Annotated in this window: 17 protein-coding genes and 2 tRNA genes; 10 read left to right on the forward strand and 9 right to left on the reverse strand. The window is 47.2% G+C overall.

The features are described 5' to 3' along the window. Positions 1-55: 55 nt before the first annotated feature. Positions 56-706, forward strand: a complete 651-nt coding sequence (locus tag MPF33_07175) for a hypothetical protein (GenBank protein MCI2415007.1) — start codon at positions 56-58, stop codon at positions 704-706. Next, positions 690-2,417 carry an ATP-binding protein gene (locus MPF33_07180; protein ID MCI2415008.1) on the forward strand — a complete coding sequence of 576 codons (1,728 nt, stop codon included), beginning with the start codon at positions 690-692 and terminating at the stop codon, positions 2,415-2,417. The genes MPF33_07175 and MPF33_07180 overlap by 17 nt, the downstream gene beginning before the upstream one ends. Positions 2,418-3,172: 755 nt before the next feature. On the opposite strand, the gene MPF33_07185 is transcribed toward MPF33_07180, so the two are convergent. From MPF33_07185 to MPF33_07195, 3 genes are all read right to left on the reverse strand, one after another. Beyond that, on the reverse strand, positions 3,173-3,661 hold the full coding sequence (locus MPF33_07185) for a PaREP1 family protein (protein MCI2415009.1): 489 nt from the start codon (positions 3,659-3,661) through the stop codon (positions 3,173-3,175). 159 nt (positions 3,662-3,820) lie between these two features. Next, positions 3,821-3,895: transfer RNA gene (locus MPF33_07190), tRNA-Gly, on the reverse strand. A 31-nt stretch (positions 3,896-3,926) separates the two neighbouring features. Next, complete coding sequence (locus MPF33_07195; GenBank protein ID MCI2415010.1) at positions 3,927-4,826, reverse strand: translation elongation factor; 900 nt, start codon at positions 4,824-4,826, stop codon at positions 3,927-3,929. 42 nt (positions 4,827-4,868) lie between these two features. On the opposite strand from MPF33_07195, the gene MPF33_07200 reads away from it, so the two are divergent. Together MPF33_07200 and MPF33_07205 are read left to right on the forward strand one after the other, a co-directional pair. Continuing rightward, complete coding sequence (locus MPF33_07200; protein ID MCI2415011.1) at positions 4,869-5,150, forward strand: DUF131 domain-containing protein; 282 nt, start codon at positions 4,869-4,871, stop codon at positions 5,148-5,150. Between the two features lie 60 nt (positions 5,151-5,210). Next, complete coding sequence (locus MPF33_07205) at positions 5,211-5,978, forward strand: hypothetical protein (protein ID MCI2415012.1); 768 nt, start codon at positions 5,211-5,213, stop codon at positions 5,976-5,978. On the opposite strand, the gene MPF33_07210 is transcribed toward MPF33_07205, so the two are convergent. Both MPF33_07210 and MPF33_07215 read right to left on the reverse strand, forming a co-directional pair. Beyond that, positions 5,960-6,044 (reverse strand) — tRNA-Leu (locus MPF33_07210). The two genes, MPF33_07205 and MPF33_07210, sit on opposite strands and share 19 nt — an antisense overlap. Before the next feature lie 64 nt (positions 6,045-6,108). Further along, positions 6,109-6,378 carry a UPF0147 family protein gene (locus MPF33_07215; protein MCI2415013.1) on the reverse strand — a complete coding sequence of 90 codons (270 nt, stop codon included), beginning with the start codon at positions 6,376-6,378 and terminating at the stop codon, positions 6,109-6,111. 59 nt (positions 6,379-6,437) lie between these two features. Between MPF33_07215 and MPF33_07220 the strand changes: the two genes are divergently transcribed. Further along, positions 6,438-6,794 carry a hypothetical protein gene (locus MPF33_07220; GenBank protein MCI2415014.1) on the forward strand — a complete coding sequence of 119 codons (357 nt, stop codon included), beginning with the start codon at positions 6,438-6,440 and terminating at the stop codon, positions 6,792-6,794. On the opposite strand, the gene tmk is transcribed toward MPF33_07220, so the two are convergent. Together tmk and MPF33_07230 are read right to left on the reverse strand one after the other, a co-directional pair. Beyond that, positions 6,757-7,329: a dTMP kinase gene (gene tmk, locus MPF33_07225; GenBank protein MCI2415015.1), complete on the reverse strand. Its 573-nt coding sequence runs from the start codon at positions 7,327-7,329 to the stop codon at positions 6,757-6,759. The genes MPF33_07220 and tmk overlap by 38 nt on opposite strands. Before the next feature lie 31 nt (positions 7,330-7,360). Then, on the reverse strand, positions 7,361-7,924 hold the full coding sequence (locus MPF33_07230; protein MCI2415016.1) for a hypothetical protein: 564 nt from the start codon (positions 7,922-7,924) through the stop codon (positions 7,361-7,363). Positions 7,925-7,943: 19 nt separating this feature from the next. On the opposite strand from MPF33_07230, the gene MPF33_07235 reads away from it, so the two are divergent. From MPF33_07235 to MPF33_07250, 4 genes are read left to right on the forward strand one after another with little or no spacing between them, the layout of a single operon-like run. Further along, a complete protein-coding gene (locus MPF33_07235) occupies positions 7,944-8,483 on the forward strand; it encodes an AAA family ATPase (GenBank protein ID MCI2415017.1) in 540 nt (179 codons plus the stop codon). Then, complete coding sequence (locus MPF33_07240; protein MCI2415018.1) at positions 8,468-8,971, forward strand: CDP-2,3-bis-(O-geranylgeranyl)-sn-glycerol synthase; 504 nt, start codon at positions 8,468-8,470, stop codon at positions 8,969-8,971. Before MPF33_07235 ends, MPF33_07240 begins: the two co-directional genes overlap by 16 nt. A gap of 9 nt (positions 8,972-8,980) precedes the next feature. Further along, complete coding sequence (locus MPF33_07245; protein MCI2415019.1) at positions 8,981-9,316, forward strand: hypothetical protein; 336 nt, start codon at positions 8,981-8,983, stop codon at positions 9,314-9,316. Between the two features lie 39 nt (positions 9,317-9,355). Further along, positions 9,356-9,574 carry a hypothetical protein gene (locus tag MPF33_07250; protein ID MCI2415020.1) on the forward strand — a complete coding sequence of 73 codons (219 nt, stop codon included), beginning with the start codon at positions 9,356-9,358 and terminating at the stop codon, positions 9,572-9,574. Here MPF33_07250 and MPF33_07255 read toward each other — a convergent pair whose 3' ends face one another. Both MPF33_07255 and MPF33_07260 read right to left on the reverse strand, forming a co-directional pair. After that, the gene (locus MPF33_07255) at positions 9,575-11,632 is read right to left on the reverse strand and encodes a minichromosome maintenance protein MCM (GenBank protein ID MCI2415021.1); all 2,058 of its coding nucleotides are present in this window, start codon (positions 11,630-11,632) and stop codon (positions 9,575-9,577) included. It lies immediately after the preceding gene. After that, on the reverse strand, positions 11,616-12,155 hold the full coding sequence (locus MPF33_07260; protein MCI2415022.1) for a DNA replication complex GINS family protein: 540 nt from the start codon (positions 12,153-12,155) through the stop codon (positions 11,616-11,618). Before MPF33_07260 ends, MPF33_07255 begins: the two co-directional genes overlap by 17 nt. Before the next feature lie 42 nt (positions 12,156-12,197). Between MPF33_07260 and MPF33_07265 the strand changes: the two genes are divergently transcribed. Further along, a complete protein-coding gene (locus tag MPF33_07265; protein ID MCI2415023.1) occupies positions 12,198-12,704 on the forward strand; it encodes a THUMP domain-containing protein in 507 nt (168 codons plus the stop codon). Positions 12,705-12,708 lie beyond the last annotated feature (4 nt).

The following is a 12,708-nucleotide window of genomic DNA, read 5'->3' on the forward strand; positions in this document are numbered from 1 at the left end:
TTTTATCAGATTGAATATGAACTCCGTCCACTCTTTTAAATTATCTCTAACTGCCGTGGACGGTAGCCTCCACGAGGTTTACACGAAGGAGGGAGTCTTCTCCTACGTTGTTGCAGCCAAGGTAGACTTTATGCTAGAGGGGGAGAGGCTCAAGTTCTCTTCTTACGAGGTTAAGGACGATCTCGTTGAGGGGCAGGGAGATGAAGCTATGCGGAGGCTTGAGTACGAGCTAGCTAATTCCTCTAACGCCGAAGTCGTCCTTATGGACAGGAAGCTGACCATGGACGTGGAGAAGGGGTACTCAGTCCCCAAGCACGCCATAGGGATAGTAAAGGACTTCGACCCAAAGGTAAGGGCACAGCTTGACGGTACGTTTAACGAGTACCCTTGGCTCTTGGTGGAAAAAGAAGGGGAACTGACTACAGGCTACTTCAAGCTCAACAGAGTTAGCTGGGTCTTCAGGGTAGAGACAAACTTCAAGAATTCTGAGGAAGTGCTCTCGTTCCTCTACGTTTGTGGCAACTACCCCATACCAGAGGCGTTGGGCTACAATTACCCACTCTTCGTGGCAGACAAGGTAGTCAAGCTGTTCAGGAACAGGATGCAAAGGGCCGTAGAGCTGGGCGTGGGGAAGACGTTAAAATATAGGGAATTTAGGAGTTTAATTGAACAGCGTAGGGCGAAGAACAATGGATGGCGTTTTTGAGGAAATAAGGGGTAGACTCAGGGAGGTAAAGGTACTAACTAGGCAGACCGCTGACGGAAGGGGTTTCGTGAGTTTCAGGAGTTTTTTGGTTGAGATGCCGTTCACAGCAGGGAAGGCGCTTAGCATAGGAAAGCTCTTGGCTGTGAAGACGATGGAGGAGAACTCCTATTTACTACTCGAAGTGGTGGACTTCCTGCCAATGCACTACGGCATGCTAGAGTTAGACCAGTCAGTACCTAGGGAGATCAGGGAAGAGGTGATGAGGAGGGTGGAGGAGAACTGGGGGAGCGAAGACCCAAATGCTTGGATTGAAGTGCACGCTTACCCTATAGGTTATTTACTGGAGGTTGACGGTGGCGTAAAGTTCAAGAAGGGTTACGTGCCTCCATTGCTTGCTTCTACAGTATATGTGTTGAACCAGGGGGTATTCAAGAAGTTCGTCTGCGAGGAGAAGGGAGTAAAAATAGGGGAGATAATAGGTGAGGGCATCCCGCTGACAGTCGACCTAAGGAGAGCCATAAACTACCACATAGGAGTGTTCGCGTTTACTGGGTCAGGTAAGTCCAATTTGACGTCTCTGCTAATAAGAAGGGCTTTGAGTAGTTTGGACGTAAAGGTCGTCGTGGTGGACATCTCGATGGAGTACGCCGTCCTATTGTTGGACCAGCTACTGAAGCATGAGTCGAGGCTGGTTACCACCGAAAGGCTAGCCCTCACCCCAGAGGAAGGGGCTAGAAGGTTCCTGAGAACTCACGTTATACCTGAGGAGGTGGCAGACCTAAGGGACAGGATTAGGCAAGCGTCTGTCGACGTTTATCCGAAGATGAGGCACCTCTATGTGCCTCCTGAAGAGTTCCAGTACTTAACTTACGGGGATCTGTTGGCAATGGTAAGCGCCCAGATAAGCGATAAGTACACTTCCTTCGCGCAGAAACCCTTGTTCGGGCTACTCCTGAAGAAGTTGGACTCCTTTATGAGGGAGAGGAAGCTGAGCAAGGAGGACATAGTCGACGACTCAGTCTCCCAGATATTGGACCAAGTGGAGGAAGAGGCGAGGGCCAGCGGCCTGAAGGAGAGCGCGACCATCTTTTCCTTTTTGTCGGGGCTGAAGGCTTATTTCAACGAGCCCATTCAAGAGACAGAGGACTACGACATAGAGAAGCTCGCAATAGAGGTCCTTGATTCGTCCCCTTCTTCACCTAGGCTGTTTGTCCTCGAGTTGCCCAACATAGACGAGGCTAGGGGGATAGTGGCCTCGCTGATCAACGAGGTGATGAACAGGAGGAAAAGGCTCTACTCCGCCACCCCAGTGCTCTTCGTCATAGACGAGGCCCAGGAGTTCATACCCTTCGACACTAGGCAGAAGGACAAGAGTGAATCATCTAGTAACGCCATTGAGAAGCTGTTGAGGCACGGTAGGAAGTACCACCTCCACGCCTTGATAAGCACCCAGAGGCTCGCTTACTTAAACACCAACGTGTTACAACAGCTTCACACCTACTTCATAAGTACGCTACCTAGGCCCTACGATAGGCAGTTAGTGGCGGAAACCTTTGGAATAAACGACGCCCTAATGGACAGGACCCTTGACCTAGAGGTGGGGCAGTGGCTTTTGGTTAGCTTTAAGGCGGCTCTCCCTCATGACGTACCTGTCCTCTTCACTGCCGACCACAACTTAGAGGAGCTCAGAAGGGGATTAAACGGAAGCTAAAACTCAGCACTCAAGACCGTCTTCATCCCTCCGCCAATTTACCCACCGCTCATCATTGAGTAGTTTTATACTGGTAAGTTAAAACGCTTTAGTAAAAGGCGAAAAGAGATTTTTGCTAAACTATAGCTTGAGAACAAAGGATCTTTCCTCGTCAATGACTGCGAGTTGCTCTCTCCATAACGATAATCCGCCCTGTTAAGGCAACATCTCACGTTACGTAAGCTTTTACCTCTGGCTACCCATGGTTAGCTTGAGCAATAAGGCAACCGTCAACAGGAAAAGTTCTGAGCCCAGCAGGTAAGACACGTAGATGTCGCTAAAGGAACCCAATAATACAACCAACGAAGAGGAAACAGGCCGCTCAAAAACGAGATCAGGGAGAAGCTGGTGAGAATACGTCAAGTGTTATTGGAGATTGTCTCGCCTAGCAACAAGTTTGAGGCTGGGAGATAGCAACCCCCATGCTAGCTTGAAGATGAGCAGCCTATCACAGACGCTAAGGCTATCGACAGGAGGGAGATTGTAGTAATCGATGACCACACGGAAAGCTTTATCCCAGACCTTGGAGTTCAACTTATACGATAAAATCCCTTCTAAACTGAGGAGGTCAAGTAGGAGTACCAAGGATAGGCCCAAAGTCTCTTTCCTCATAACCCTCGACAAGATTGATCGAGTTCACTCGTCTAGCTACTTATCGTTTTCTGAAGATCTGTATGGTAGACGGAGCACATGAGACTCACCTATGCAGTGTAGCGTTAAACTTGTGTAGCTAGACTTTTATCTGCTCTCCTCAAGATTTCCTCAATTAATATTCTTATGTGTTCCGTAGCTACCTCGTCACTCCTAAATGCGCTTAAGACCCCCTCCTTGTCAGGACCGTTATATTGGTAATCGTGAACTTGTAGGGCAATTGCCGTTATCATGGCTGCGTCCTTACCTATAAGTAGCGAGAGCTCTTCTAGGTAAGAAGTTGGGACTATAGCTATTAGCCAGTCAGCCTTTTCAACTGCCTTCCCGCCTTTTATCTTCTTCCTGCCTGGGTACTTCTTTATCAGCTCTTCCCGTTTGTCAACAAGCATTGCCCCGATCAACGCCTTCCAGGCTTGAAAAGCCTTCCCTGCAGCGTTTCTAACAAGTCCCTCTTCTAGGAACTTCTGAGCTAAATTAGCCTCAAACTTGGCCTCCTCTAGCCTTATCTGCTTGTAACTTTTAAGGTCAAACCAAGGCTTCGGAAGTTCCTGCACAGTTATTTTTACGGTTTACGAGTTAAAAATTAGTCACATGTCAGAGGAAAGGGTTTAAACGATCTAAAGTAATGCTATTATAAACACATGGCATACTAAATAATTTACGTGATTGAAACGTACATTAAATCGAAAATAGCAGTAAGGGGTGTCCCCCTATGCGACCGCCGGGATTTGAACCCGGGACCTCCTGCGTGGCAGGCAGGCGTCCTATCCAGGCTAGACTACGGCCGCAATTAAAATTCGCTAAACAGGGAATATATTTTTAACTACCTACTTCGAGGTAACCTACAACTCTTGGCTTTCCCTGCCTTACATTGACGTCTATGACTACAAACCTCCTTGAAGCAGGGACGTCAAATGGTAGCCTAACTGTCGCTTTTTCTCCATCAACCTTAAGCTCAGCCACTGCGGAGATCCCGTTACCTACCATGTGGTACTTCTTCTCCTCTACCTTCGACCAAGGGTACACCTTTATGTTTGCCGTGAACTCCTTAAGAGTCTTAGCCCCAGGTTTAACTAGCGCAAACGAATCCTTTAGCTCTTCCTCCTTTACGTTTCTCAGTGCAAACCCTATTCTAACGCCTACGCCTACTTCTTGCTGATCCTCGTCAAGCACTTGAATGCTCTTGACCTCGACCTCCTTTCCCTGGGGTAGGACTTTTAGTTTGTCGTGGACTTTAACGGGGGTGTATGAAAACCCGGTCACGACCACTCCTACTCCCTTCACTACAAAGACCCTGTCAATATAGACGAAACCTCTGTCCTCTTCCTTTACTTCTACTTCCCCCACTTCTTGGCGTACTTCAAAGACCTCAAGGCTTGTCCCTTTAAAGAGCTTCTTCACGTTTGCCTCTGGCAGAGGGGTAATTAATGCCCCCCTTACCCCAAGGGAGTCGACCAGCAAGGCTAACTCCCCTTCAGTCCACTTCGCCTCTAGGGGAACGTGGATAAACGAATAGGAGGAGAGACTTAGGGCTTCTGCTGCAGTTAGTATCCTCTCTGGGTACTCTGTGGGCACAAGCACTGACCTTATGTAGTCGCCGTTCCTCCTGTAGTATATCCTGATCTTGCCGTCCTCATGTAGTTTTCCGAGCTTTTCCGCCATTTTTCCGGTTTCTTCCTTTTGCGAAGATAATATTGATATTATTCCACCGTAATACAAATAAGCGTCACCGTTATAAGTATTAGTTGAGGAAAGATAGTTATGAGATTAACCATCATAGGCATTCTAGTAATCCTCTCTGGGATGGCGATGGTGATAATAGGCAGTCTCTCCTCTATGCCTACATCTGTGCCACAGACAGCGTCATCTCAGCCCACCGTAGGCGGAGTAGTGCTGATAGGCCCATTCCCCATAATCTTCGGCTACGGCAACTCAGCCCAGATAACGCCCTTGATCGCCCTTGGAGTAGTCTTCACGCTAATAGTCTTGGCTTTCTATCTCATTAATATTTACGTGATGAGAAAGATGGCGGAAAACAGATAACGGCGTTTGCGTAAAAATATTTTTTCCTCGTAGAACCATTTGTATACAGGGTGTTCAGTAATAGGGGTTGATAAAGAAAAGTTGTTAAAAAGAGCCTTGGAGGTAGTCGGCAAGGCAAAGGACAAGGGAGTAACGCTTAGGCTGATAGGAGGGGCAGCCATAGCCTCCATAGCTCCAAGGGGGGCGGAGCTGTTTCCTAGGAGCTACAAGGACGCTGACTATTTCGGTCTCTCGTCCCAGAGAAAGGAGATAATCTCCGTCATGGAGTCCCTAGGCATGGAACAGAACAAGAGGTTTAACGCTCTTCACGGCTCGATTAGGCTAATGTTTTACGACCAAGTCCTAGAGACCACAGTGGACGTGTTCCTGGACGAGTTCATGATGTGTCACAAACTGGTGCTGAAGGACAGGCTCCCAATATACTACCCGACGATACCTCCTTCTGACCTCCTCCTCACTAAGATGCAAATAATAAACCTCACGGAAAACGACAAGAAGGACGTCGCAGCCCTGCTCTACGACTTTGAGGTAGGCGATAAGGACTACGACAAGACCCTTGACTCCAACTACATAGCCGACCTCCTCTCAAACGACTGGGGCTTCTATAAGACCTACACAATAAATCACGACAGGATGCTGGAGTTCTTAAGGGAAAGCCCACACGCAGGGGTGATAGTCCCCAAGTTGCAGAAGCTGAGGGAAAAGATAGAGGCCCATCCAAAGTCGATGAAGTGGAAGATGCGCGCTAAGATAGGGGAGAAGGTAAAGTGGTACGAGGAGCCCGAAGAAGTCAACACCAACTTTAAGGATGCGGGGAGTGGGACTTGAACCCACGCAGGCCTTCGCCAGTAGGGCCTAAGCCTACCCCCTTTGGCCTAGCTCGGGCATCCCCGCACCTTAAAATATTTCTTGTTGCCTAATAAACTCAACGCCTAGGCAAAGGCATCGAGAAAAAACTTTAGTCCTTTACAGTCTCTAACACGGAGACCACATTCCAGATGGAGATCCTAGTATGCGTGGGCATGTTGGGGTCTTGGCTTATCTCCTCTAAGATCCCTATCGCGTTAGCGGCTCTCACGGCGGGGCTTGAGCTTTCGTCCTTTAGGTTCCTTATGGCGTCAGTGGCCGCCCTCCTAATGTTCCTCGGGACACTGGTGTCGTTGACTATTTTCTGAAGGAGTATGATTGCTTGCCTAATCTTTGCCTCGTTATCGTACAATGTGGCCATAACTTCATCACCAGTTATTTTTTTAATTTACTAGGATTTAGGTTTACTTTAGAACTAAAATGAGTAGCGATCATCTTGCAAAGAAGGGGGCCGAGCTATTAAGGCAAGGAGCTACCATGTTGAGCGAATCTTGCCCCATCTGTCACTCACCTCTATTTAGGTTAAAGAACGGAGACGTCGTGTGTCCGCTACACGGCAAGGTATACATTGTGAAGAGCGACGAGGAGGAAAAGAAGGTAAAGAAGGACCTCGTCCTGACTAGCACAGAGGACGAGCTAATAGAGGGGCTAAACCAAATGCTGAAGAAGCTCAAGGAAGATCCAAAGGACTCTGAGGCACTATTACAGGTTATAAGGTACCTAGACGCGATCGAAAGGATTAGGCGTATCCTAGGAACTTCTCAACAGAGTAAATAACTTCCTTGGACACCTCCTCGAGCTCCCTCTCTCCGTTAATTACCTTGAATCCCTCCCTCTTGGCCAGTTCTAGGTATTTTTCCCTTACCTTGTTTAGCAACTTAAGCTTCTCCTCGAAGTTGAATATGTCCTTCTTTTTGCTCAACCTCTTCATAGCAGTTTCCACTTTCACGTCGATCAGGATGGTCATATCGGGCTTTGGAAACTTCGAGTTGACCTCAAATATCCATTCCTCCTCAGCACCCATGGCAGACTGATAGGCTACGGAAGAATAAAAGTACCTGTCCGTAATAACCACTTCAGCGTTCTTCGACCTTATCCAGTCTAGATGTATTGATCTGTCCGCCGCAAACAGTAGTGTAAGCGTGATGGGGTCCTTCCATCCCTGGCTCTCTATTAGTTGGGTTATTTCCTTAGTGAAGGGCTCTTGGGTCAGCAAGGCGTTAATTCCCCTTCCGGCTAAGTAGGAGAAGAGAATCTGCGAAAGGGTAGTCTTTCCAGCTCCGTCTATACCCTCAAAGGCTATGAGTATCATTACGCCTAAATATCTTTTGTGTCCAATTCATTTAAGCCGATATGCCCGTGCCGTCGTTGACTGCCCTTAGCGCTATTAAGTACGCTGCCCTAACGTCCTTGTCCTTGATCCTAGCATATGGGTTTCTGGAGCTAGTCTTGTTCTCGTTTACCTTTCTAACTCCTCCGAACTTCATTGACAACATCTTGTAAACCAGCTCCCCGAGCCTGTTTCCCGTTCCAACGCCTATGTAAAGCTTGTCGTGAGGAACAGATCTAATCATGTCTTCTACGCTTTCCTCCACGTTGTCGATGGTCGTTTGCCTTACGTCTATTAGGTCTCCGTCTCCTAAGGCCACAATTGTTAGCCTATACGAGTTTGTATCTATTCCTATCAGTAGCTCGTTAAACTTCTCCTTACCTTTCGACTCACATATAGCCCTGTTTATGGCCAATCTAACGTGGTCTTCGTCGTTCACGGTTATATCTCCTTCGCTCTCTGATATGCCTATCCAGGAAAGCTTACCCAAGAACTCTTCCTTTTTCCTGATCTCCTTGATCACTATCGAAAATAGTCTGGGGTCCTCTACGCGCAATAGAGGTTTTTTATTACCCACAATTTGAATTTCTTAGTTAGTGGAATATAAGCGTTGTACAATAACAGAGTTCATATTTAAGAACAGTAGCTTTGTCTCAATTTACGGTCCCTCGGGTAGTGGAAAAACTCTTCTCGGCCTCCAAGTTTTGAAGGAATTCGAAAGCTCTGTGTTCATCTCCACGGAGGGCTCTGCATACAAGGGCAGGGTAAGGGGGTCCTTTAAGAACGCTTACTTCGCTGACGCTATGAGTGAGCTAGAGCTCTTGAACGCCATTTTCAAGGCCATTTCCCTCGAACCCAAAGTCGTAGTAGTCGACACTATTAACAAGTTCTTCAGGATGAGCAGGAGGCCGGAATACCTTCTACACCCGTTGATCTTACTTAAAAGGTTCTCCAGGTACGGAAAAGTCCTCCTAATTTGGGAGGTCTCGATGAATAATAAGGTCAGTGGCGAGAAGCTAATGAGGTACTTCTCCGGAGACGTTCTGAGGGTTACGAAGAGCTACGTGATAGGAAATTTAAGGAAATGCAAGTTTAGGATAACAGATGAAGGGGTAGTGGGATGCTTGGAGTGCTAGCGAACCTACTTTTAGGCCTATTGTACTATGTCCCTGCCTTTGTGGCCAACGGGACCGGTCCATTCGTCAAGAGGGGTACTCCTATCGATATGGGCAAAAACTTCTTGGACGGAAGGAGAATACTTGGAGACGGCAAAACCTTCGAGGGACTAATTGTTGCAGTTACCTTTGGGACCACAATTGGCGTAGTAATTTCGAGGTTCTTGGGAGTTGAGTGGATACCGGTGTCCTCGGTGGAGTCCCTATTCGCGATGCTGGGGGACATGGCGGGAGCTTTCGTAAAGAGGAGACTAAACATACCCAGGGGGGGAAGGGCGCTAGGCCTCGACCAGTTGGACTTCGTGTTTGGGGCCACTATAGGGCTACTTCTCCTGGACGTCTCCATTAACCTCTTCCAGTTCCTCTTCGTCGCCGGAGTGGCCTTTGCCATGCACGTCTTCACGAACAACGTCGCCTATCGATTAAAAATAAAAAGCGTGCCGTGGTAAATGTATAACATGGCCAACTCCAAGAGGACTTACTCGCAGATTCTCAATACCTACGTTTTGATCGTGCTGATCATAATTATCATGGTAGCCATAGCTGGGGTTCTGGCAGTCCCTTACTATATTTCACCTATAACTTATTCTAACGGGGGGTCCCCTCAAGCCACGGGTCTCCTCGTCTTAGGTAGTATACTTATAGTTCTGTTGTTGTCTGGGATCTACTTGATAGAGAGGAAGCAAATAGAGATGGGTTCCTTCCTTCTTCTGTTCGCTGTCATTATACTTACAATCCTGGTGTGGAGCCAGTACGGCTACTCGGCGGCGAACAATATAGTTCACAACATATGAGAGGACAAAACTTAAAAACAGCTCGTAAATCTTTAGTTTATGGAAAACCTAAAGATCAAGCTTTCAACTGGAAAAGAAGTTGAGATAAACGACGACGTGGTAGCAGTTCTTAATAAGTACGTAAGGACGCAGATAACCCTTGAGCAGTTGGCAAGGGATCTGGGACTTTCCGGATGGGAAGAGGCTTACGAGCTGATAAAGGAAGTACCTTCTTGGGTAATGTGGACTCCTTTGCCGATGTACAAAAGGTTGAGCTGATTAGACCTTCTTGTAGCACTCCGGTTTAACTTCGTAAATAAGCCCGCTTTTCCTCATGTCTGCGATAATTTTATCGACGTTCTGTTTCTCTATTCCTTCCCTTTCCGCCTCCTTTATCACCTCTCTCACCTTCGCACAACCCTCAGATTGAGCTAGAGTGTCAATTATTTCCAAGATCTTTACCATCTTTTCCCTGGTGCTCTTGGGTTTGCCTATCATTATGGTATCTATGTCAATGGTGCCTGACTCAACGTCAAGCCCTACTTTCTCCAAGAATATCCTCATAATGTTTATTGCCCTCTCAGCGTCCTCCTTTGTGGCCAACTGCTTTAGCCCCATCCTGGCGTAAGCCTCGGTCAGCCTAATGAGCGCCTCTAGCTGTCTTGGCGTTATGAGGATAGGCGAATCGGGGGTATCTGCGCTCTTTTTCCTCATTTCTACGTAGAAGTCCGCCAACAGCTTCTTCGCCTCGTCGTCCAGTTGTGGGTTTACGTACTTCCTGGCAAAGGCTATGTACTTTTTGAGGAAGTCTATGTCTAGGAGAGAGCTCTTCACAGACCTAGTCGAGTGCATGTTCAATATGTGGTTGGCCAACAGCTGGTCTTCTGATCCCGGTTTATCTATTAATATGAAGATTAGGTCAAACCTGGAAAGTATGGTGGGTGGGAGGTCGATGTTTTCCGATACGCCCCTCTCCTGAATGTACCTTCCAAACTTTGGATTGCCTGCTGCGATAATCGTGGCCCTTGCGTTTAGCTTAGCGACTATTCCGGCCTTCGCTATTGATACAGTCTGCTGTTCCATGGCCTCGTGTATTGCGACCCTGTCCTCCTCTCTCATCTTGTCTATTTCGTCAATAACTGCTATACCTCCGTCAGCCAGTACTAACGCTCCTGCCTCTAAGTAGTAGTCCCCCGTGTTCTTCTCCCTTACCACAGCTGCTGTAAGACCGGCCGCCGTGGCCCCCTTTCCTGTGGTGTAGACAGATCTAGGTGCGACCCTAGAGGCAAACTGTAGTAGCTGAGATTTCGCAGTACCGGGATCGCCTATGATGAGCACGTGTATGTCCCCCCTTATCCTAGTCCCGTCCGGCATCAACTTAGGTACTCCGCCGAAGAGCGCTAGCGCTATTGCTTCCTTTATCTCCCAGTGATCGTAAATTGAAGGGGCTATTGATGCTATCACCCTTTCCTTTATCCAAGGATCCCTGGCTATCTCCAGGATCTTTTTCTTGTCCTCCTCTGTTATTTCAACCTCGTCTAGGACTTTCTGAGACACCTCTACGCTTATTACCTTCAAGTATACGTCAAATACAGTCCTACTTCCTCTCTTGACCAAGGTGTCCTGTTTTAGCACGAGTATTCCGGTGAGCCTTACTCTATCGCCCGGCCTAGCTGAGTCAACTAGGTCGTCCTCAAGTATTGCCTCCAGTTGTCTAGGTAACTGTCCTGGAGGTACTTCCTCTGGCCTCTCTTGAACGATAGCCTTTTGCCAGTCTATTAGCCTGGTCTTCTCGGGAATTATTTCAAACTGTCCTACCTTACCACACCTAGGACAAACTGTGGGCATGTTAATGACTTCTCCCATCTCTCCTTCCTCTGGCCACTCGAACTCCTGGTTACACTCGGGATGGACGTGTTTAAACGTGGCCTTATATATCCTTTCCTTGATAGGAGTCTGCTTTGTCAGTATGCCCTCAACTACAATTATCTTGTTTATTTCAGTGCTTCTAATCTTCCTGAGCTCCACGACCCTAGGTACGTTTATTACCCTTACGTGTACTCTCTCCACTTCTAGTGGATAGGTGTTATCTATTTCCTCGAGAATTTTGAATAGCCTGTCCTCAAAGGCGGAGAGGGTCTGTAATGGATTACTTATTAACGCGTTGGCCAGACTCTCGTTAAACGAGAACAAGTCGTTAAAGTCTACGGTTAAGCTCCTCCTTCTGAAGGCAACCATCTCGTTTAGCTGTTCAGCGTATTTGAACTTCCCTGGTGGGTTCTGGAAGTTCTTTAAGAAGTCTTCAAACAAGCTTCCTACGTCAACTTGAGTTTCCAACTATCTCACCGTAGTAATTCTTTATAATCTCGCTCACAGTCTGATATACCAAATATTCTTCTCTGCTCATTCTACTTATAAGGTTTTGTTCATTTATATTCAGGAGGGCTAGCTGTATAATCTTCCTGAGCCTAATGGTCGATAGCTCCTTCATGACCGAATAGTACCTCTTTAGCTTTTCGAGGTCCTCTAGGCTATTTGAGCTCTTTAATTCTCTCTCTAGGAATTTGCTAAGGAGATAGAAGTCCTTGTCCAGCTTGAGGATGGACGCGGGGACGTTGACGTTTTGCTTCTCCTGGAAAAGTAACCTGCCCAAGTCCTCTAGGCCTGGCCTATTCACTTTTGCCTTACCTAACCTCTCGAGCTCTCTGGCCAGCCAAAGGGGTATCTCGTTCTCGCTCCCCTTGTACAAGGAGATCTGGTAAAATCCCAGATCCATTTGTCCACTGTCGTCTAGAACTATTACTTTCTGTTTCTGAGTAAGCGAAAGTCTTTTCAAAGCCCTTAACTTAGTTTTGAACACAGAAAATTAATTATATGGCATGGCTTTAGAGTTATTTTGCTAATGACTTCAAAGGAAGTTAAGCTTGTGATTACTACTGCTCCAAGTAAGGGAAAAAAGTGCGTCTCGGAGGTCTTAAACAGGATTATATTGAAAGATGAAACAGCCAAAGCTGAAGAGGTCGTTCAAAACGTAGTACTGGTTAAGACCTCCTTGCCTTCTTTTGAGGCCTACGGTCTCGTCATATCCGCCCCTCCCTCGTGCGCAAGGAAGATCTTTCCTGTGCTCAGATCCTTTCCTTCTAGCGATGTCAGGGCAATAATTGACGAGATATCTGAGCTCTTGCTTAAGTCAAAGGTTACTAAGTTCTTTGTGAACTGCTACGTAAGGACAAGCGATTTCGACTGTAAAGTCCTAGAGATAGGGATAGGCTTAAGACTTAAGGGAATCGCCGAGGTAGATTACAAGAACCCAGAGAAGGTCGTTCACGTGAACGTAATTAACGGCACGGCGTACGTCTCCCTCATGGGAAAGGATCAGGAAAAAGTTTCGGTTAAGAGTCTGAGTTAAAATA

It is taken from the genome of Candidatus Aramenus sp. CH1, assembly GCA_022678445.1.
Taxonomy (GTDB): domain Archaea; phylum Thermoproteota; class Thermoprotei_A; order Sulfolobales; family Sulfolobaceae; genus Aramenus.

Coding starts and splice junctions, on each gene's coding strand:
- MPF33_07265 (MCI2415023.1), top strand. CDS start 12,198: ATGACTTCAAAGGAAGTTAAGCTTGTGATTACTACTGCTCCAAGTAAG.
- MPF33_07245 (MCI2415019.1), top strand. CDS start 8,981: ATGGCCAACTCCAAGAGGACTTACTCGCAGATTCTCAATACCTACGTT.
- MPF33_07240 (MCI2415018.1), top strand. CDS start 8,468: ATGCTTGGAGTGCTAGCGAACCTACTTTTAGGCCTATTGTACTATGTC.
- MPF33_07220 (MCI2415014.1), top strand. CDS start 6,438: ATGAGTAGCGATCATCTTGCAAAGAAGGGGGCCGAGCTATTAAGGCAA.
- MPF33_07215 (MCI2415013.1), bottom strand. CDS start 6,378: ATGGCCACATTGTACGATAACGAGGCAAAGATTAGGCAAGCAATCATA.
- MPF33_07250 (MCI2415020.1), top strand. CDS start 9,356: ATGGAAAACCTAAAGATCAAGCTTTCAACTGGAAAAGAAGTTGAGATA.
- MPF33_07200 (MCI2415011.1), top strand. CDS start 4,869: ATGAGATTAACCATCATAGGCATTCTAGTAATCCTCTCTGGGATGGCG.
- tmk (MCI2415015.1), bottom strand. CDS start 7,329: ATGATACTCATAGCCTTTGAGGGTATAGACGGAGCTGGAAAGACTACC.
- MPF33_07180 (MCI2415008.1), top strand. CDS start 690: ATGGATGGCGTTTTTGAGGAAATAAGGGGTAGACTCAGGGAGGTAAAG.